Origin of the sequence: Pararhodobacter sp., from assembly GCF_036802785.1 — a bacterium.
GTDB lineage: Bacteria > Pseudomonadota > Alphaproteobacteria > Rhodobacterales > Rhodobacteraceae > Pararhodobacter.
The window spans coordinates 1-19,031 of record NZ_DAIRVN010000001.1 but is presented as its reverse complement, the minus strand read 5'-3'; the positions used below and the strand labels follow the sequence as shown (position 1 = coordinate 19,031).

Genomic DNA, 19,031 nt, shown 5'->3' with positions numbered 1-19,031 from the left:
CCCGCTCCCGGCCGCTTTTCAGGAAGAAATGTGCCGGGGGGTGACGAGGCGATTGACAGGGGCATTCTGATTATGCAGTGTATAGTTAGTAGCCGAACGACTTTCCGCTGCAAGCGCGCGGGGTCGGCGGAACAAAGGGGGGAACCGAGATGACGCCAGCCTTGGTACGGCCCTGCGCCGGAACCGGCCTTTGCATTGTTGCTGCTGATGGTGTGGTGGAAGCATGATCCGGCTTGGTGACATGATCACAAGGGCGGCCCGTCTGGCGGGTGACGCACCTGCCCTTCGCTCAGGAAAAACATGCTTGACCTGGCGCGCGCTGGAGGACCGTTGCTGGCGCCTTGCACGCGGGCTTGTCGAACTGGGCGTAAGCCCCGGTGATCGCGTTGCTTTCCTTGGTTTCAATTCACACCGGCTTTTTGAATGCTACTACGTGCCCTCGCGGATCGGGGCGATTTCGGTGCCAGTGAACATCCGCTACGCAGCACATGAGATGGCGGGCGTGCTTGCCGATTGCGCCCCAAAGGTCCTCTTTGCCGACACCGCCCATTGGGAACTGGCACGCCAGATGCAGCGTGAGACCGGCATCGCTTTCCTGATCCACGCAGACGATGGCCCGGCCCCCGAAGGCGCAGCCGTAAGCCATGACGCTATAGCTGACGCATCTGGCCATGGTCCGGACTGTGACCCGGAGGGTGGCGAGGATATCCGCATGCTCGGCTCGGCGGGCCAGGATGTGGCGATGCTGTTCTATACCGGCGGCACCACCGGGCGCCCCAAAGGCGTGATGCTGAGCCATACAGCGCTGTTCACCAACGCTCTGGGCGCGATCCCCATCTATGGTTTCCGTGACCGCGAGGCGCAGCTTCTGTCAGGGCCGATGTTTCATCTGGGGTCCGGCTCGCGGGTATTCACGGCGCCGCTGCTTCAGAACCTGACAGTCATCGTGCCCCGGTTCGAACCCGCCCTCGCCCTGCAGGCCATCGAGACGCACCGCATTGCCGCCGTGCAGATGGTTCCCACAATGCTGCAGATGCTGCTCGACCACCCTGATTTCGGCCGTCATGACCTGTCGTCGCTGCGGCTGGTGAGCTACGGGGCGGCGGTCATGCCGCAGGCCCTTTTGGCGCGGGTGATGGAGGCGCTGCCAGGCATCAGTTTCTGCCAGGCCTTCGGGATGACCGAATGTGCGCCCGTAGTAACAGCCCTGCCGCCGGCGGAGCACTATCCCGGCTCAAAGACCCTTGGCACCATCGGCACCCCCGTTCGCCATGTCGATATGCGCATCGTTGATGAAGCGGGGTGCGACGTGGCGCGTGGCGCGACGGGCGAGATCATCGTGCGTGGCCCGAATGTGATGAACGGCTATTGGAATCAGCCTGAGCTTACGGCGCAGGCGCTGCGGGGTGGCTGGTATCATACAGGCGATGCTGCCTGGATGGATGACACGGGCTTCGTCCACCTTGCTGGTCGCACGGTCGAAATGATCGTGACCGGCGGCGAGAATGTCTACCCTGTCGAGACGGAAAACGCGCTCGCCCTGCATCCGGCGGTGTCTGAAGTGGCAGTGTTCGGCCTGCCCGATGCGCGATGGGGCGAGCGGGTACATGCCGTCATCCGCCTCAGGGCCGGGATGCAGACCGATGCGGCACAACTCACCGCCTTCTGTCGCGGGCTGGTGGCTGGCTACAAGCTGGCACGAAGCTACAGCTTCTGCAACGAAGCCCTGCCACAGACCAATGTCGGCAAGATCGACAAGGCGCGGCTCAGGCGCGAAGCGCTGCAACAGACAAGCGCACTGGCCTGAGCACGCATGAACAACGACCCGCCGGGCAGAGGAGAGCCCGGCCCACAACAAAACGGAGGAGGAACAGATGAAATTCAAGATCGGATCGATCCTTGCAGGCCTGGCACTCGGATGCAGTGTGGCTGCCTCGGCCCCGGCGCAGATTGTGCTGACCTATGCCGAGGGGGGGCCAAACCGCGGCACCCGCTCGGTGGCGCTGCAGGACTTTGCGGATACCGTCAACCGCCTGACCGATGGCGAAGTTTCGGTGAACATTCACTGGGGCGGCGCGCTGGTGAGCCTGACCGCAACGCCGCAGGCCGTGCGTGACGGTGTGGCCGATCTCGGCACCGTGCTCGGATCCTACGACCCGGCGCGCCTGGCCGGATTTTCCATCGGAGACCTGCCAACGCAGTATTCCGACCCCTGGGTCGTTCAGCGCGCCATGTACGAACTGATGACAACCGATGAGGATCAGATCAGCATGTTCGCCGATCAGAACCTCGTCTATCTGGGCAACTTCAGCTCCACCGGCCTCAACTTCGAATGCCGTGGCACGCACAAGATTGAATCTGTTGCAGATTTCTCCGGTTTGCGGATCCGCGCCAGCGGCGTCTATGCCCTGGTGCTCAATGATCTGGGCGCCAATACGATGAACATGGGCTTTCAGGATGTGTATTCGGCGCTCGATACCGGACTGGTGGATTGCACCACCGGGTATTTCTACACCGCCGCCGCCTATAACACCTATGAAGTGGCCAATCACTTTTCGATCGCACAGTGGGGCGGCATCGGTTCGTTCGGGATCGCCATGAACAAGGAAGAATTCGACGATCTGTCCGAGGCGCATCAGCAAGCGCTTCTGGCTGCGGGCGGCGAGATGATCGACCGTTTCGCACGTTCCCAGATCGAAGAAATGGCCGTCATTCGCGCAGGCCTCGAAAGCGGCGAAATCGGCCGGCAGGTCACTGTTTACGACTTCCCCCAGGAAGATCTGCTGCTGCTTACCGAGGCTGCGAACGTCCACAATCAGAGCTGGGTCGAGCAGATGAATGCTCTGGGCTATGACGGTCAGGCCATGTTCGACACCTACCGGGCGCTTCTGGTGAAATACGACACCGAGCGTCAGGAACTGGGCTACCCATGGGAACGCTGAACCCGCAAGACCGAGGGGGGGTCGTTAACGACCCCCCTTCACACGGCGGCCCACAAAGCGCGCTTGACCGACCGCGCGGCCTTTGGGGCAAGGCCCTTGGCCTGATCGAAGATCTGCTGGTGATGCTTTCGGCGCTGGCCGTCGCCGGGATGGCGCTTTACGTTGTTGCCGGTGTCGTCATGCGCAACCTTCTGAACATGAGCCTGCATGACGAAGCCGTCATTGTCGGCGAGCTGATGATCGCGGCGCTGGTGCTGCCGCTTGGCAAGGTTGCGGCTGAACGCGGTTTCATCACCGTCGATGTCCTTACCCGGCGTTTCCAGAACCGGCATGCCATCCTGCTGAACGCGCTGGCCTGCGTCGTCGGTTTGCTTATTGCTTCGGTGCTGTTCTACGCCGGTTACCGGGCACTGATGGACGCGCTTCTGACCAATGCCTTCTATTTCGGCTCCCTCCGCCTTCCCGAATGGCCGGGCAAGCTCGCCTTCTTTGTCGGATACGCGGTGTTCACCTTGCGATTGCTGGATCTGCTGTTCCTCGACACCTATGCAAGATTGCGCGCAACGCGCCAGAACCAACGGATTGAGTGATGGACCCCACCACGATTGGCGCGATCGGATTTGCAGTTGTACTGTTGCTTCTGATCGTTCGCGTTCCCATCGGCTTTGCCCTTGGTTGTGTCGCGGCGATCTGCGTCTTCCTTGTCTATGCCTGGCGTCCCGGGCGCAGCTTCAACCTGGAGCGGGGCCTCAACTCGACACTGTCGCTGATCCAGTCGAATGCCTTCGAGTTTTTGCATTCCTACTCGCTCAGCATGGTGCCGATGTTCATCGCAGCGGGGCACATTGCCTATCACGCGCGGATCACCACCGATATCTACAACGCCGTGCGGATATGGCTGGCACGGGTACCGGGCGGGCTTGCCATCGCCTCGCTTTTCGGCTGCGGCGGGTTTTCGGCCATCACCGGGTCCAGCATGGCCTGCGCCTCGTCGATGGGGCGGATCTGTGTGCCTGAGATGATGCGCTGGAACTACAGCCCGCAGCTTGCCGGATCGACGGTGGCCATGGGTGGCACACTCGGTGCGTTGATCCCGCCAAGCATCCTCTTCGTGCTTTATGCAATGTTCACCGAGCAGTCGGTCAGCCGCCTGTTCCTTGCCGGGGTCATTCCCGGTCTGCTGACGCTTGCGGGGTTCATCATCACCGTGATGATCTGGGTGCGGGTGAACCCGGCTATCGCACCCAGGGCAGAGATCACCTTTGAGCGGGGCGAGAAATGGCGGGCGATGCTGATGGCCTGGCCCGCTGTCATGCTGATGTCGATCATCATCGGCGGCATCTACGGCGGCATCTTCACCGCAACCGAGGCAGCGGCGGTAAGCCTTGCCTTCGCGCTGTGTTTCGGGGTCTTGTCGCGCAGGCTGGGATGGGCGGCGATCAAGGACAGCTTCGTACAGACGGCAAAAACATCCGCAGCGCTGTTCTTCATCGCGGTCGGCGCCAAGATCTTCGTTTCGCTGGTCTCGCTTACCGGCGTGACGGCAGCCTTTGTCGAGGTCATCCAGGCCTCCAATCTGTCGATGTGGCAGGTGCTTCTGGCAATCGCGTTTCTTTATCTGATCATGGGCGTCTTTCTTGATCCCATCGGCACCATGCTGCTGACGCTGCCCTTCGTCATCCCGCTGGTTGAAGGCTACGGGCTGGATCTGATCTGGTTCGGGGTGATTGTGGTCAAGCTGCTGGAAATCGGGCTGGTGACACCGCCAATGGGGCTGAATGTCTTTGTCGTGGCCTCGGTCAGTGACCGGCTCGTGGATGCGACCAAGACCTTCAAGGGCGTGGCGCGGTTTCTGGCGATTGATCTTGTGGTGCTCGGGCTGCTTCTGGCGTTTCCGATCCTGTCGCTTTTCCTGCCCAATACCATGAACTGAGGCGCCCGCCGCCCCTGACCGGAGACCTGCGATGCCCATACCTGCCCGCCTCGCCAAGCTGCGCCTGCCCCTCATCGCGGCGCCGATGTTCATCGCCTCGGGGCCTGATCTGGTCGTGGAAACCTGTCGCGCGGGTGTTGTCGGCACGTTCCCCTCGCTGAACGGGCGCACGACGGCGCAATTCGTGGACTGGCTCGACGAGATCGGGGAGCGGCTCCTGCCCTGTACCGGCGCCGCGCCTTTCGGCGTCAATCTGATCGTGCATCGCTCGAACACACGCCTCGACAAGGATCTTGCGGCCGTTGTTGCGCATCGTGTGCCCCTTGTGATCACATCACTCGGCGCAGTGAGCGAGATTGTGCAAGCAGTGCAGGCCTATGGCGGGCTGGTATTTCATGACGTGATCAACCTGCGTCACGCCGTCAAGGCGGCGGCTGCCGGGGTTGATGGCATCGTCGCCGTCAGCGCCGGAGCGGGAGGGCATGCCGGAACGCTCCATCCCTTCGCGCTGATGCAAGAAATCCGCACTGTGTTCGACGGCACCATCCTGATGTCGGGCGCCATAAGCACCGGCGCCCAGATCGCCGCCGCGCGGATGGCAGGGGCAGATCTTGCCTATGCAGGAACGCGCTTCATCGCCACGAAGGAGGCCGCCGCGCCTCACGCCCACAAGGCGATGATCGTGGACGCCTGCGCATCGGACATCGTCTATACTTCGGCGATCTCGGGGGTGAATGCCAATTTCCTGCGCCCGTCGATTGCCGCAGCCGGGCTGGACCCCGACACCCTGCCACCATGGGAGGGCGGTCACCGCTCTCATGAAGACCGGCCCAAGGCATGGAAAAACATCTGGTCCGCCGGGCAGGGCGTGGCAGCGTGCCGCGATATACCCAGCGTGGCACAACTTTGCGACACGCTGGCGCGCGAATACGAAGCCGCAATCACGGCAATGACCGCAGACCCGTTTCGCAACCGCCAAAGCCCCTGCCCTTCGCAAGACGCGGATGCACAATGATCAGAGGAATCGCTGACATGAGCGCGTTCGAAACCATCGAGTTTGATGTGAATGACGGGGTTGCCAGACTAGCATTCAACCGCCCCGAGGCGCGAAACGCGATCAGCCTGCAGATGCGCGAGGAACTGCCCCCCGTCATCAAGCGCATCAGCACGGATAATGACATCCGCGCGCTGATCGTTACCGGCAAGGGCGGCAGTTTCTGCGCGGGTGGTGACATCAGGGATATGGGCAGCATCGGCGGGTCGGTCGAGGTGGGGCGCAACCGGATGCGGGCGACCGGAACGCTGGTTCAGGCGCTGGCGTCGATCGACAAGCCGGTGATCGCGGCGGTTGACGGCCCGGCATATGGGGCCGGGTTCGGCTGGGCAATGCTGGCCGATTTCGTGCTGGCCACCCCTGAGGCCCGCTTCTGTGCCTCTTTCGGGCGGCTGGGCCTCGCGCCGGATCTCGGGTTGCACTATACGTTGCCGCGCCTTGTCGGCCTTGCCCGCGCCAAGGATCTGATCTTTACCGCGCGTGAGGTGCGGGCAGAGGAAGCGCTGGAGATGGGGCTTATCTATCGCATCGTTCCTGCTGACCGGATCGCGGATGTCGCTCAGGAAATGGCCGAAGCATTCTGCAATGCCTCGCCCACGGCAATCGGGGTCAGCAAGATGCTGCTGGATCAGAGTTTCGCCATGGATCTGCGCCAGATCGCTGAAGCTGAAGCGCAGAACCAGGCAATCTGCTTTGCCAGCGACTACCATGCTGATGCGGTGAGGCGGTTCCTTGGAAAGAAACCCTTCAGGTTCAAATGGCCCCACTGACAAGCGGCACAATCAGACCAGTCACGGCAAGAAACGGCATCGCGGGCTGATTCCGGCTGATGGCTTAAGAGATGTTTTCGTCCAGAAGCGCGGTCGGAACCTCGACAGGCATGGCCAGCAGTTGCTGGCCATAGGTCTTGGCCAGTTTGTCGAGATGAAGTGACGAGGTGCCGCCGCCGTCCAGCGTTTCACGCAACACAAAGTTCACCGCCCCCATGCCGGGCGCGCCATAGCATGAAACCTCGCCTTTGGTGACATGGCCAAACCACGCCGCCACTTTCTGTGGCGTCACTTCGCGGCAGAGGACCTCGTAAAACTCCGGCTTGCGCGCCATGAGTCCGACGTTGGCGGAATTGCCCTTATCGCCGCTGCGGGCAACTGCAATATCAATCAGGCGGCGGGTGCTGCGCGGGCGGTCACAGACCGCTGCCTTTGGCGGCGCCGAAGGGGGCGGAGCCGGTGCATGCGGTTGATGCGGCGAAACGAAACCCAAGGACAGACCATCCACCGAAACCACAGGCACGACTTCAGATTTGTCGAGGAGAAACGCAAATTGCGCCACCACGGGTGTTGCTTTGGGGCGCCCGGCCTCGCCCACGCCACAGCGGCCTGTGGTCATCGACAGCGCAACGCCGGTGGTTTCCTTCGAGAACAGCTCAATCGCCGCCTTTTCCTGATGGCGCACATCAATCTGCACCACCACTTCGCGGGCTTCGGCAGCATGCGCGCTGGCGTTTTCACCCCAAAGCGTTTCCGCGCCGATCACATGGACCGCCGTGCGGTCAAAATCTGCCATGCCGCGTTCGGCCAGCAGGCGGCGGACACGTCTGAGCAGCGCATCACTGTAATGGCGCACCTTGGCGACGGCGTCAAAGCCAGTGACAAGCGTCATCGCCGAGGCGCGGTATCCGTCGCGATAGGTGGCAGAAACCTTGAAAGTGTGGGTCGGAGCGCGGCCTTTCACCCCTGTTATGCTGACCTCACCGGGTGCGCTTTGTTCCAGCACGGCCTCCGAATAGTCGCATATCACATCGGGCACGATATAGGCCCGGGTATCGCCGGTTTCGTACAGGATCTGTTCGCCCACTGATAGCCGCGAGACAATCCCGCCGGTACCCTCGGGTTTGGAAATGACAAAGCGCCCGTCGTCAAAACACTCGGCAATGGGGTAGCCCATGTTATCCCAACCGGATACCGAATCCTGCCAGTCGGTGAAATTGCCGCCGGTTGCCTGCGCGCCGCATTCCAGAATGTGCCCCGCCAGCGTACCTGCGGCGAGCTGGTCAAAGGCCTCTGGCTGCCAGCCAAATTCATGAATCAGTACCCCCAGCGTCAGGGCGCTGTCGACGCAACGGCCCGTGATGACCACTTCGGCCCCGCCAGAAAGAGCGGCGGCAATGGGAAAAGCGCCGAGATAGGCATTGGCGCTGGTCAGCTCCCGGGGCAGCGGCGCGCCGGAAAACATCTCGCGGATGTCGCGGCTGCGCAGCGCATCCACGCGCCCGAGCAGATCGTCACCTTCGACAGTGCCGATCCTGAGCGGAATACCCAGATCCGCAGCAACCTTGCGCAGTGCCTCGGCGCAGGCGGTGACGTTGACGCCGCCGGCATTGACCACAATTCTGATGCCTCTGGCCTTGAGGTCAGGCAGCAACGGTTTCATCACCAGATGCACGAAATCGGCGGCATATCCCTTGGTCGGGTCGGCGGCCTTGGCACGCACAAGGACCGACATGGTGACTTCGGCCAGATAATCGAAGACCAGATAGTCGACATTGCCGTTCTCGACCAACTGGCGCGGGGCTTGTGTGCTGTCACCCCAGTAACCGGCGGCCCCGCCGATACGCACAGAGCGGGACGCGGTCATGAGGCCTCTCCTTCAGTGGCGAGCGCCCAGTTCGGAGCGCGTTTCTCGCTGAATGCAGCCTGCCCCTCGCGACCTTCGGGGCCACGGCTGAGCGCGGCAAAGCGTGTCGCCGCGAAACCGGGCAATTCCTCGTCCGGCATGGTGCCGACCGCGAGCAGTATCTCCTTGGTGGCGGCATTGGCCCTGGGCGCGCAGGCCATTACCTGCGCGGCGACCTGTTCGACGGTATTTTCCAGTTCGTCATCATCGCAGAGATACTGGGCGATACCGTACTCATAAGCTTCCTGTCCGCCAAACCGGCTGGCCGTAAGTGCAAGCTGGCGCGCACGCGCAAGACCGACACGTTTGACGACAAAGGGCGCAATCTGGGCCGGTGCAATGCCAAGCCGCGTTTCCGGCATACCCAGACGGGCACCCCTTGCCACGATGGTGATATCGGCCATGCAGGCATACCCGAGCCCGCCGCCAAAGGCCGACCCCTCGACGGCGGCGATGGTGGTCTGGGGCAGGTTCTGAAACTTGAGGAAGCCCTGCCCCGCGCGTTCGTTGCGCGCCTTGACCGGGTCAGAGCCATCCCCGGGCAGCGACTCACTCATGCTGTGGCGCTCTTTTATGTCGCCGCCTGCACAGAAGTGGCCACCCGCACCGCGCAGCACCACAAGACGAATAACATCGCATTCCATCAACCAGTCCAGAAGCGCAGAAAACTCTTCCGCCATTTGCGTATTGATGGCGTTCCGGGACTCAGGGCGGTTCAGCGTGACATCCAGCCGACCGCCCCGTTGCGTCAGCAGGAGGGTCTGACATTGGAGAAGCTGCAAAGGCATGGAAGGGCTCCTTGCTAAAATAAGTTGCATGCAGACTATTAGTGTCATATTTAATTCGCAAGCGAACTTTTGTCGAGGCGGTGATGATCAACCCGGTTTCCTTGCTTCCCGATCATTCCGGCCCCCCGGGCGCAGAAGGCCCGCTCAGCGGCCTGCGGGTTGTGGATTTCTCCCATTTTATTGCCGGGCCATTTTGTTCCATGACACTGGCAGACATGGGCGCCGAGGTGATCAAGATCGAAGCGCCGGGCGGCGAAGGCTTTCGCAAGTATGGCGCGGCACGGCCAGAGCTGGACAATCAGGGCGCGGCGTTTCTCTGGGCCAACCGCAACAAGAAGGGCATCGTCCTTGACCTGAAATGCGCGCAGGCTGCGGCAGTGGCACGCGACCTGATCCGCACTGCCGATGTCGTGATCGAAAACTTCTCGGCCGGTGTGATGGCGCGTTTCGGCCTGGGGGATGAAAGTCTTCGCGCCGAGCAGCCGGATCTGATCTATTGCGCCATCACCGCCTACGGCCAGGAAGGGCCGTTCGCGGATCGTCTGGGGTTCGATCCGATCGTGCAGGCTGAAAGCGGCTTCATGTCGCTGAACGGCGATGCCGACGGCGCGGGCATGCGCACGCAACCCGTTATTATGGACATATCCACCGGGATGATGGCCACCAATGCGGTCCTTGCTGCGCTGCTTAGCCGGAGTGTGAGCGGAAAGGGCCAGCGCGTCGATATTTCGCTGTATGAAACTGCACTGTCGATGCTGGGCTGGGCGCCGATGCAGTATCTGGTCAGCGGCATCGAGCCGGGGCGACTGGGCAATGCATCAATCGACTCGGCACCGGGTGGCATTTTTCATGCTAGTGACACGGCATTCTTTCTGTCTTCGCCCAGCACCAAGATCTTTCAGCGGCTCGCCCGCGCCGTCGGCCTGCAAGAGATCGCAGACGACCCCGGCCTGCTGGACCCGGCCCGGCGTCTCGCGCGCCGCAAGGAGATCGAACGCGCGCTGCAAGAGAAATTCAGCCGATATCCCTGGGCCCATTGGGAACCGGTCCTGCGCGCCGGAAACGTACCTGCCGGTCGCCTGCAGACACTCGCGGAATCGCTTCATTCGCAGGTGACGCGTGCCACTGGTGTGATCACCCGCATCGACCATCCCACGGCCGGGAAAGTTCCCAATATCGCCCTGCCGCTGCGCTTCTCATCAACTCCGACCGTGGCGCCGGTCGCCGCGCCTGCCATCGGCGCGCATACACGCGACGTGCTGCTGGCGCTTGACGGCTATGATGCTGCCCGTCTGGACGCCTTGGCCAAGGCCGGTGCTTTTGGGCCGCCGGATGAGGCGCTCTCCTGACGCCGGAAAGGATCAGGCATCCGATGGCTCCAGCGCAATAATCTCAACCAGAAGCGCGCCATCCGCAACCTGCGCACCGGCCGTTGCGGCGATCCGTCCCACCTGCCCAGCCACCGCAGCGCGAATATCGTGCTGCATTTTCATCGCCTCGACCACGGCAAGGCGGGTACCTGCAACCACATCCTGACCGGGCGCTACGCAGAGTTCGACAAGCACGCCATGCATGGGCGAACGCACCAGGCCGTCGCGCCCGGACGGATCGGCATCTTTCCGTCCGGGGATATGCCGATCAAAGGTGTGTGTGGCGAGACCAGTGCTCAACTGCCATGCGTTATGCGCGGTTCTGGCGAACAGGATTTCGCTCTGCTTGCCGTCAATACGCAGGCGGATCAGATCACTGCCCTGATCCAGCACTTCAACCTCGTGTATCGCTTCGGCCAGCGAGACTCGATAAGCCGCCGCGCCGGTTGCCTGGGTGGCAACACGATGGCACGCTTCGCCCGAAGACAGCGTCACAGTGCTGGCAACCGTGCCGGTCAACGCCCAGTTCACCAGTTCCGACGGAACCGCTATGGCCAACTCTGCCGCTGCCTGATGCTGTGCAAGATAGTCAATCATTGCGGCGACCGCGAACAGATCGGTTCCGGCCTGCGCGCGAACGAAACCCGTATCGCCAAATTCCTCACCGATGAAGGCTGTCGTCGCTTTGCCAGCGGCAAAAGCCGGTCGCCCCAGAATATCCATCAGGAAATGCAGATTGGAGGCTGGGCCGAAGAAGCGCGTTTTGCGCAATGCAGACATCAGCGACACGCGCGCCTCGTCGCGGTTGCGGCCCCATGCGATGACCTTGGCAACCATCGGATCGTAGAACGGCGATATCTCCTGTCCCGCCACCACCCCTGAATCGACACGGATGCCCTCGGTTTGCGGGACATGCCAGGCCGCGATGCGTCCAGTGGCGGGCAGGAAATCATTGGCCGGATCCTCGGCATAGATCCGCGCTTCGATGGCATGGCCGTTTAACGCGACATCCGCCTGCGTCACGGACAGTTTTTGCCCCGCTGCGACCTGAAACTGCATGGCAACCAGATCAAGGCCGGTAACCATTTCGGTCACCGGATGTTCGACCTGAAGCCGTGTGTTCATTTCAAGAAAATAGAACTTCTGATCTGCATCCAGCAGGAACTCAACCGTCCCTGCGCCGCAATACCCGATCGAACGCGCGGCTTCGACCGCTGCTGTGCCCATCCGCGCGCGCAGCTCCTGCGTCATGACCGGGCACGGGGCTTCCTCGATCACTTTCTGATGACGGCGCTGCACCGAACAATCCCGCTCAGCCAGATGGATGACGTTGCCATGGCTGTCCGCAAATATCTGTATTTCCACATGGCGCGGCGCAATCACCGCCTTCTCAAGGATCAGCCCGCCGTCGCCGAAAGCGCTGAGCGCCTCGGCTCGTGCGTTACCAAGTGCCTCTGCCAGAAACCGGCATTCATGCACCAGACGCATTCCCCGCCCGCCGCCACCAGCAGTGGCCTTGACCATCAGCGGAAACCCGATCTTCTGCGCCGCAGCAAGCAAAGTTGCGTCGGACTGGTCCGCCTCCTGATAACCCGGAACACAGGGCACACCAGCGTCGATCATACGGCGTTTGGCGGCGGCCTTGTCGCCCATCAGGCGGATTGCCTGCGCATTCGGCCCGACAAAGATCAGACCCGCCGCATCGCAGCTTTCGGCAAATCCGGCATTCTCAGACAAGAAGCCATAGCCGGGATGGACCGCCTGAGCGCCGCTTTGCTGCGCGGCCGCGATAATCCGGCTCGCCAGCAGATAGGACTGCGCCGCAGGTCCCGGCCCGATAAAGACGGCTTCGTCGGCAAGGCGGGTGTGCAATGCGCCCCGGTCCGCTTCTGAATAGACAGCGACCGTGCGCAACCCCAGCTTTCTTGCGGAACGAATGATCCGGCAGGCGATTTCGCCACGGTTGGCGATCAGAACAGTGTCAAAATGTTGCATCACTTTGCCTTTCACATCCGGGCCACGCCAAAGCTGTTGGGCCGCAAGATACGGTTGCGCGCTTCGCGGCATGTCTGCAGGCAGAAGCCAAGCACCCTGCGGCTGTCGCGGGGGTCGATGACACCCATGTCAAGCAGCCGCCCGGAGGTGTAGAATGCATTTGACTGCCGGTCGAAATGCGCGATCAGGCCCGCGCGTTGTTCCGCCAAGGCCGCTTCGTCAACCCCGGCGCCCTTGCGCGCCGCAGACGCACGCGCCACTTGCTCCAGGGTGATTGCAGCCTGCTCGCCGCCCATCACGCCCGAGCGTGCATTCGGCCAGGAGAACAGGAAATCCGGCTCATAGGCATAGCCCGCCATCCCGTAGTTTCCGGCACCGAAACTGGCCCCGATATACATCGAAATCTTGGGCACCGTGACATTGGCAACAGCCTGGATCATCTTTGATCCATGCTTGACCATGCCGGCCTGTTCATGCCGGGTTCCGACCATATAGCCGGTGACATTGTGCAGGAAGATCAGCGGCGTATCGGACTGATCGCAAAGCTGGATGAACTGCGCCGCCTTGGCCGCTCCTTGCGTATCGATAGGGCCGTTATTGCCGATTATGGCACAGGCATGCCCCATGATGGCCGCTTGCAGACAGACGACAGACGCGCCGTAACCGGGTTTGAAATCGTCAAATTCCGACCCATCCGTTATTCGCGCCACGACTTCGCGCACATCATAGGGTTTGCGGTAATCCACGGCCACAATCCCCGTCAGTTCTGCCGGATCGTGAACGGGTCGCGCGTAGGCGGGCAGGACCGGCGCAGTGCAACGGCGGTTCCAGTCCAGCCGCGCCACGATCGACCGGGCGATCGCGATTGCATCGGCGTCATTTTCGGCGAGATACTCCACCAGCCCCGAGATGGTCGCGTGCATCTGCGCGCCTGCCAGCGCTTCCGGATCAGCCTCTTCGCCGGTCGCCGCCTTGACCAGTGCCGCGCCGCCAAGCGAGGCCGCGCCGCGGCCTTTGACCGCGATCACATAGTCGCTCAGCCCCGGATAATACGCCCCGCCTGCCGTTGAGGGTCCATGCAGCACAGCCAGGGTCGGAATACCCGCCGCCGAGAGGTTGGCAAGCCTGCGGAACATGCCGCCACCATTCGCCCATCCTTCCACTTCATAGGTGCGCAGATTGGCCCCGGCGCTTTCCACCAGATGAATGAACGGCAGTTTGTGCCGCAACGCCAGATCAAGACAGTTGCGCATTTTCTGCCCGGTGCGGGGTGTCGACGCACCGGCGTTGATGCCGCTGTCGGTGACGAAAATCATCATCCGTACACCGCTGACATAGCCAATCCCGGCAATCGCCGACGCGCCGGGCACCGAGGTTTCGGGGTTTTCGTCATGGACCAGATAATTTGCCAAACTGTAGATTTCCAGCCAGGGCATGCCCGGGTCCAGCAGATGGCCAAGCCGGGCGCGGGGCGACAATTGCCCGCGCTCTTCAAAACGGGAACGCCGCTTCTCTGACAGCGTTGCTGCGCGCTGATGCAGCGTCGAAAGCTCGTCCAGCAGGCGCGACATATCGGCCTGATTTGCCCCGAACCCGGGCGTCGTGCTCTCAAGCCTTGAATGGAACCTCGGCATCGCGATCCTTCCAGTTTGCTTCCTTGCCCTGCCGGGTTGGCCCGTTCTGCGCGGATCAGACATCCGGGACAAATTTCTGGTTTGACTACTGTTTGCTAGCGAATTATTAGCTTGTATGCCAACCCTCCGGCCCAAGGCAAGGAAATGTTGCGATGAGTTTCACCTTATCGACAGAGCACGAAACCCTGATAGCTGCCTTGCAGGCGACCATGTCCGGTTTCGACGATGACTACTGGGCCGAGCGCGACCGTAGCGGCGAATTTCCCTTAGACTTCGTTGAGACTCTCGCCGAAGGCGGCTGGCTTGGCATTACCATGCCGGAAGAGTTCGGCGGCAGCGGGCTGGGGGTGTTCGATGCGGCACTGATGATGACCGAGGTTGCAAAGTGCGGCGGCATGACGGCGGCATCGTCAGTGCATATGAACATCTTCGGCCCGAAATCGCTGATAAAGTTTGGCACACCCGAACAATCCGCGCGTTGGCTGCCCGGAATCATCGCCGGAAAATCCAGAATGTGCTTTGCCGTGACCGAACCCAACACCGGCCTGGACACCACACGGCTCACAACCCGGGCGGTGCGCAACGGCGATCGCTATATCGTCAACGGTCACAAGATCTGGACCTCGACGGCGCAGGTGGCTGACAAGATCATGCTGATCGCCCGCACCTCTGAACGCGATGAGGCCAATCCCACCGCCGGTCTCAGCCTGTTTTTCGCCGATATGGACCGCAGGGCCATCGACGTGCGTCAGATCGACAAGATGGGCCGCAAAGCCATCGACTCCAACGAGTTGTTCATCGACAATTTTGAGATTCCCGCCGACGATCTGGTGGGTGAGGAAGGTAAGGGCTTCGATTATCTGCTGCATTCCCTGAATCCTGAACGTATTCTAATCGCGGCAGAGGCTGTGGGTCTTGGCCTTGATGCACTGCGCCGAGCGACGCAATACGCCCGCGATCGTGTGGTATTCGGGCGGCCGATCGGCATGAATCAAAGCATCCAGCACCCGCTCGCAGCGGGTTGGGCGAACCTTGAGGCGGCGCGGATGATGATCTGCAAGGCGGCGGCGCTCTATGATGCGGGTCAGCCCTGCGGGGTGGAGGCAAATGCGGCAAAATATCTTGCTGCCGAAGCTGCGCAAGACATGTGCCGTCAGTCGATGGCGACGCATGGCGGCATGGGTTACGCGCGCGAATACCATGTCGAACGGTTGTTCCGCGAAGTGATGATTCCCTATCTCGCGCCTGTCAGCCAGCAACTCGCCTTATGCTTTCTGGCCGAGCGCGCTCTGGGCTTACCCAAGTCCTACTGACAGCCCCGACACGGCCTGCGCCGTCGGCAGGCTGAGAAAATGTCGGCGGGCGCAGCAGAAAGCGCAACCAATATTGACCGGCAATGGAGAAAACCCGATGGACAGAACCGACGAACACACGGCTCTGCGCGCCTCTATCCGCGCGTTCATTGACCGCGAGATCAACCCTTATGTGTCGGAATGGGAGGACCGCGAAGAATTTCCCACGGCATTGTTCAAGAAGGCCGGCGACGCAGGTTTTCTCGGGATTACCAAGCCTGTGGAATACGGCGGTTCGGGCCTTGATTATAGCTACAATGCCGTCTGGGCCGAGGAACTGGGCCATATCCATGCGGGCGGCATCGCCAGTGCGCTGGGGGTGCAGACAGACATGGCAACGCCGGCTTTGGCACGCCACGGAAGCGATGCGCTGCGGCGCCAGTTTCTTGCCCCCGCCATCGCAGGCGACATGGTTGCCTCGCTCGGGGTGTCCGAGGTTGGTGCCGGCTCGGATGTCTCCAGCATCAAAACCACAGCGCGCAAGGATGGCAGTGATTACATCATCAACGGCGGCAAAATGTGGACAACGAACGGCAACCGCGCAGACTTCATCTGTCTGCTCGCCAATACCGACGCTGAAAACGGGCCCCACAAGAACAAGTCGCTGATTATCGTGCCTATGGACACCAAGGGCATCGACCGCAGTACCAAGCTGCGCAAACTGGGTTTCTGGTCTTCCGACACGGCACAGGTGTTTTTCGATGACGTGCGCGTACCCCAGAGCTATCGCATCGGCGAAGAGGGCATGGGCTTCATTTACCAGATGCAGCAGTTCACCGAGGAACGGCTGTTCGGCGCAAGCCGCACCGTCGTGCAGATGCAGGAACTGTTGGACGATACCGCTGACTACCTGCGCGAGCGCATCGCCTTCGGCAAGCCGCTGCTTGACAACCAGTGGATCAATTACACGCTGGCCGATCTGGCAACCGAGATCGCCTGCCTGCGATCGCTGGTGCATAGCTGCGTCGATGGTTATGTGCGCGGGGAGGATGTCCGGTTGCGCACCGCGCAGGCCAAGCTGAAAGCAGGAAAACTGGTGCGCCTCGTGCCGGATCAGTGCCTGCAGTTCTGGGGCGGTGCCGGTTACCTCTGGGAATCGCGGGCCTCCCGGATCTTGCGTGACAGCCGCATCGTCGCCATTGGCGGTGGAGCCAATGAGGTGATGATGCAGATTATCGCCCGCGAACTGGGTTATCAGTAGATCCCCGGCGCGTGTCTTCGGGAGGGGACGCCACCAAGGGCGCGTTGTGTCAATCTGTTCACCGGCGTATGATCCGCGAATGACGGAATCGAGAGGAGCCAACTGGTGGAAGATCACAGCGCAGACGCAGCGACCGGGCAGGAGAAGGGCGAACGCACATGGCGCGAGAGGAATTATGGAATCGGTCTGAACTTCCAGCACATCGCCCGGCTGCGCAACAGATTCTTCGACAAGCTGATGACGCCGCACAACCTGACCGCCGCACAGGTGCGGGTGATGAACCTGCTGCTGCGCCGTCAGGGCCTGAGCCAGGTGGAACTGGCGCGAATTCTCGGCATCGGCACGGTGGCTGTCAGTACATTGCTTGACCGTATGGAACGGGACGGCTGGGTCGTGCGCAAGCCTGACAGCAAGGATCGCCGCTCGAACCGGGTCTGGCTGACAGAAGCGGGAATTGCGAAGGAACAGGTGCTTATCGAGGGGTTTACCTATCTCAATGACATCGCCTTCGAAGGGTTCAGCGACGCCGAACTGGATCAGTTGGTGGACCTGCTGCGCCGGACACGGATCAATCTGGCGAAAGCCTGCAACGACTGAGTCTGGCCAGACACGCAACCATGCGACGCGTTATTTATTCACTTGCTTATTATCCGCATAGGAATTACTTTCGGGCAAAAGCGCGTACCGCAGCTATCACAAAGCGAACGCGGAACGGCCCGCGTGGGCAAGATTTGAGGGGCACGCCAGAGTATGATCAGCACGCTCAACCCGGACCACGCCGCCTTCCGTGACGAGCTGCGCGCCTTTCTGCACACCCTGCCCCGTCGCCTTACCGAAAAGGTGCGGCTGGGACGCACCCTTGCGCGCGAGGACTACGCGCTTTGGCACCAGCTGCTGAACGAACGCGGCTGGCTTGCAGGCCCTTGGCCGCGCACCTTTGGCGGCGCCGGATGGGGCGCGCTGGAGCGGCACATTTTCGATGAGGAATGCGCCCTTGCCCATGCGCCGCGGGTGCTGCCCTTCGGCATCACCATGCTCGGCCCCGTGCTGCAGAAGTTCGGCACGCCCGCGCAACAACGCCATTATCTGCCGCGTATTCTTGATGGCACCGACTGGTGGTGCCAGGGCTATTCCGAGCCCGGCGCGGGGTCGGATCTGGCATCGTTGCGCTGCTCGGCCCGGCGCGAGGGCGAGCACTATATCGTCAACGGCCAGAAGACCTGGACCACGCTGGCCCATTACGCAAACCGTATCTTCTGCCTTGTGCGCACCGACCCTGCCGCCGCCAAGCCGCAGGCGGGCATCTCGTTTCTGCTGATCGATATGACAAGCCCCGGCGTTAGCGTGCGTCCGATCGTACTGCTGGACGGCTCGTCCGAGGTGAATGAGGTGTTTTTCGACAATGTGAAAGTTCCTGTCGAAAATCTTGTGGGCGCAGAGAACCAAGGCTGGACCTGCGCCAAATACCTTCTGACGCATGAGCGTACCAACATTACCGGCGTCGGGTTTGCCACGGCCGGGCTTGAAGCGGTGCGCCGGATCGCGGCCGGACAGGTCGCCAACCGGCGGCCCTTGCTGGAAAACCCCGCCTTCGCGCTGCGTCTCGCCCAGACAGAAATTGCGCTCATGGCGCTTGCGACGACCAACCTGCGGATGCTTTCCGCGGCGGCGGCAGGGCAGGCACCGGGCATTCAAAGCTCGATCCTGAAGGTGAAGGGCTCGCAGGTGCGACAGGCGATCAACGATCTGATGCGCCGGGCGGTTGGCCCTCTTGCACTGGCCTTTCCTTCTGAAGCGGTGGAGGGCGCGAATGACCAGCACCCCCCCGGCCCGCCCGAGGCCGCAGCAGGGCTGCGCCAGTATCTCAACAACCGCAAACTGTCGATCTATGGCGGATCAAACGAGATTCAACGCGGGATCATCGCCCGGTCGCAGCTTGGATTCTGAGAGGGCCATGGATTTCAACCTGAGCAATGAACACCGGATGCTGCAGGACAGCCTGCGCCGCACACTGGAGCGCGGCGAAGGCAGCGACGGGCGCAAGCTCTGGCAGGCGCTTGCAGAGATGGGGGCGGGGGCGGCACTT

General features: G+C 61.8%; 15 protein-coding genes. 11 read left to right on the top strand and 4 right to left on the bottom strand.

Going from position 1 to position 19,031, the window contains the following annotated elements; translation table 11 throughout:
* Window positions 1-223: 223 nt before the first annotated feature.
* The 6 genes from V7Q53_RS00075 (at window position 224) to V7Q53_RS00050 (ending at window position 6,699) form a co-directional block, all read left to right on the top strand.
* Entirely contained in the window at window positions 224-1,807 is a 1,584-nt protein-coding gene (locus V7Q53_RS00075; protein ID WP_333826312.1) for an AMP-binding protein, read from the top strand.
* Window positions 1,808-1,874: 67 nt separating this feature from the next.
* On the top strand, window positions 1,875-2,942 hold the full coding sequence (locus V7Q53_RS00070) for a C4-dicarboxylate TRAP transporter substrate-binding protein (RefSeq protein WP_333826311.1): 1,068 nt from the start codon (window positions 1,875-1,877) through the stop codon (window positions 2,940-2,942).
* On the top strand, window positions 2,930-3,532 hold the full coding sequence (locus tag V7Q53_RS00065; RefSeq protein ID WP_333826310.1) for a TRAP transporter small permease: 603 nt from the start codon (window positions 2,930-2,932) through the stop codon (window positions 3,530-3,532). Before V7Q53_RS00070 ends, V7Q53_RS00065 begins: the two co-directional genes overlap by 13 nt.
* Window positions 3,532-4,875 (top strand): TRAP transporter large permease, encoded by a 1,344-nt coding sequence (locus tag V7Q53_RS00060; protein ID WP_333826309.1) that lies wholly within the window; start codon window positions 3,532-3,534, stop codon window positions 4,873-4,875. Before V7Q53_RS00065 ends, V7Q53_RS00060 begins: the two co-directional genes overlap by 1 nt.
* A 31-nt stretch (window positions 4,876-4,906) precedes the next feature.
* A complete protein-coding gene (locus tag V7Q53_RS00055; RefSeq protein WP_333826308.1) occupies window positions 4,907-5,890 on the top strand; it encodes an NAD(P)H-dependent flavin oxidoreductase in 984 nt (327 codons plus the stop codon).
* A gap of 17 nt (window positions 5,891-5,907) precedes the next feature.
* Window positions 5,908-6,699, top strand: a complete 792-nt coding sequence (locus V7Q53_RS00050) for an enoyl-CoA hydratase/isomerase family protein (protein ID WP_333826307.1) — start codon at window positions 5,908-5,910, stop codon at window positions 6,697-6,699.
* A gap of 64 nt (window positions 6,700-6,763) precedes the next feature.
* Here V7Q53_RS00050 and V7Q53_RS00045 read toward each other — a convergent pair whose 3' ends face one another.
* Both V7Q53_RS00045 and V7Q53_RS00040 read right to left on the bottom strand, forming a co-directional pair.
* Window positions 6,764-8,566: an acyclic terpene utilization AtuA family protein gene (locus tag V7Q53_RS00045; RefSeq protein ID WP_333826306.1), complete on the bottom strand. Its 1,803-nt coding sequence runs from the start codon at window positions 8,564-8,566 to the stop codon at window positions 6,764-6,766.
* The gene (locus V7Q53_RS00040; protein ID WP_333826305.1) at window positions 8,563-9,393 is read right to left on the bottom strand and encodes an enoyl-CoA hydratase/isomerase family protein; all 831 of its coding nucleotides are present in this window, start codon (window positions 9,391-9,393) and stop codon (window positions 8,563-8,565) included. The genes V7Q53_RS00045 and V7Q53_RS00040 overlap by 4 nt, the downstream gene beginning before the upstream one ends.
* A gap of 83 nt (window positions 9,394-9,476) precedes the next feature.
* Between V7Q53_RS00040 and V7Q53_RS00035 the strand changes: the two genes are divergently transcribed.
* Window positions 9,477-10,742: a CaiB/BaiF CoA transferase family protein gene (locus V7Q53_RS00035; protein WP_333826304.1), complete on the top strand. Its 1,266-nt coding sequence runs from the start codon at window positions 9,477-9,479 to the stop codon at window positions 10,740-10,742.
* Window positions 10,743-10,754: 12 nt separating this feature from the next.
* On the opposite strand, the gene V7Q53_RS00030 is transcribed toward V7Q53_RS00035, so the two are convergent.
* Together V7Q53_RS00030 and V7Q53_RS00025 are read right to left on the bottom strand one after the other, a co-directional pair.
* Window positions 10,755-12,758 (bottom strand): acetyl-CoA carboxylase biotin carboxylase subunit, encoded by a 2,004-nt coding sequence (locus V7Q53_RS00030; protein ID WP_333826303.1) that lies wholly within the window; start codon window positions 12,756-12,758, stop codon window positions 10,755-10,757.
* Window positions 12,759-12,769: 11 nt separating this feature from the next.
* Window positions 12,770-14,392 (bottom strand): acyl-CoA carboxylase subunit beta, encoded by a 1,623-nt coding sequence (locus tag V7Q53_RS00025; RefSeq protein ID WP_333826302.1) that lies wholly within the window; start codon window positions 14,390-14,392, stop codon window positions 12,770-12,772.
* A 152-nt stretch (window positions 14,393-14,544) separates the two neighbouring features.
* On the opposite strand from V7Q53_RS00025, the gene V7Q53_RS00020 reads away from it, so the two are divergent.
* The 4 genes from V7Q53_RS00020 (at window position 14,545) to V7Q53_RS00005 (ending at window position 18,892) form a co-directional block, all read left to right on the top strand.
* Complete coding sequence (locus V7Q53_RS00020; RefSeq protein WP_333826301.1) at window positions 14,545-15,705, top strand: acyl-CoA dehydrogenase family protein; 1,161 nt, start codon at window positions 14,545-14,547, stop codon at window positions 15,703-15,705.
* Between the two features lie 97 nt (window positions 15,706-15,802).
* The gene (locus tag V7Q53_RS00015; RefSeq protein ID WP_333826300.1) at window positions 15,803-16,945 is read left to right on the top strand and encodes an acyl-CoA dehydrogenase family protein; all 1,143 of its coding nucleotides are present in this window, start codon (window positions 15,803-15,805) and stop codon (window positions 16,943-16,945) included.
* 105 nt (window positions 16,946-17,050) lie between these two features.
* Complete coding sequence (locus V7Q53_RS00010) at window positions 17,051-17,542, top strand: MarR family winged helix-turn-helix transcriptional regulator (RefSeq protein WP_333826299.1); 492 nt, start codon at window positions 17,051-17,053, stop codon at window positions 17,540-17,542.
* A 153-nt stretch (window positions 17,543-17,695) separates the two neighbouring features.
* Complete coding sequence (locus V7Q53_RS00005) at window positions 17,696-18,892, top strand: acyl-CoA dehydrogenase family protein (protein ID WP_333826298.1); 1,197 nt, start codon at window positions 17,696-17,698, stop codon at window positions 18,890-18,892.
* Window positions 18,893-19,031 lie beyond the last annotated feature (139 nt).

What these genes read in the sequence shown, in the direction of transcription:
- V7Q53_RS00015 (WP_333826300.1), top strand. Translation starts at nt 15,803, where the DNA reads ATGGACAGAACCGACGAACACACGGCTCTGCGCGCCTCTATCCGCGCG.
- V7Q53_RS00050 (WP_333826307.1), top strand. Translation starts at nt 5,908, where the DNA reads ATGAGCGCGTTCGAAACCATCGAGTTTGATGTGAATGACGGGGTTGCC.
- V7Q53_RS00020 (WP_333826301.1), top strand. Translation starts at nt 14,545, where the DNA reads ATGAGTTTCACCTTATCGACAGAGCACGAAACCCTGATAGCTGCCTTG.
- V7Q53_RS00005 (WP_333826298.1), top strand. Translation starts at nt 17,696, where the DNA reads ATGATCAGCACGCTCAACCCGGACCACGCCGCCTTCCGTGACGAGCTG.
- V7Q53_RS00070 (WP_333826311.1), top strand. Translation starts at nt 1,875, where the DNA reads ATGAAATTCAAGATCGGATCGATCCTTGCAGGCCTGGCACTCGGATGC.
- V7Q53_RS00035 (WP_333826304.1), top strand. Translation starts at nt 9,477, where the DNA reads ATGATCAACCCGGTTTCCTTGCTTCCCGATCATTCCGGCCCCCCGGGC.
- V7Q53_RS00030 (WP_333826303.1), bottom strand. Translation starts at nt 12,758, where the DNA reads ATGCAACATTTTGACACTGTTCTGATCGCCAACCGTGGCGAAATCGCC.
- V7Q53_RS00025 (WP_333826302.1), bottom strand. Translation starts at nt 14,392, where the DNA reads ATGCCGAGGTTCCATTCAAGGCTTGAGAGCACGACGCCCGGGTTCGGG.
- V7Q53_RS00045 (WP_333826306.1), bottom strand. Translation starts at nt 8,566, where the DNA reads ATGACCGCGTCCCGCTCTGTGCGTATCGGCGGGGCCGCCGGTTACTGG.
- V7Q53_RS00075 (WP_333826312.1), top strand. Translation starts at nt 224, where the DNA reads ATGATCCGGCTTGGTGACATGATCACAAGGGCGGCCCGTCTGGCGGGT.
- V7Q53_RS00040 (WP_333826305.1), bottom strand. Translation starts at nt 9,393, where the DNA reads ATGCCTTTGCAGCTTCTCCAATGTCAGACCCTCCTGCTGACGCAACGG.
- V7Q53_RS00055 (WP_333826308.1), top strand. Translation starts at nt 4,907, where the DNA reads ATGCCCATACCTGCCCGCCTCGCCAAGCTGCGCCTGCCCCTCATCGCG.
- V7Q53_RS00065 (WP_333826310.1), top strand. Translation starts at nt 2,930, where the DNA reads ATGGGAACGCTGAACCCGCAAGACCGAGGGGGGGTCGTTAACGACCCC.
- V7Q53_RS00060 (WP_333826309.1), top strand. Translation starts at nt 3,532, where the DNA reads ATGGACCCCACCACGATTGGCGCGATCGGATTTGCAGTTGTACTGTTG.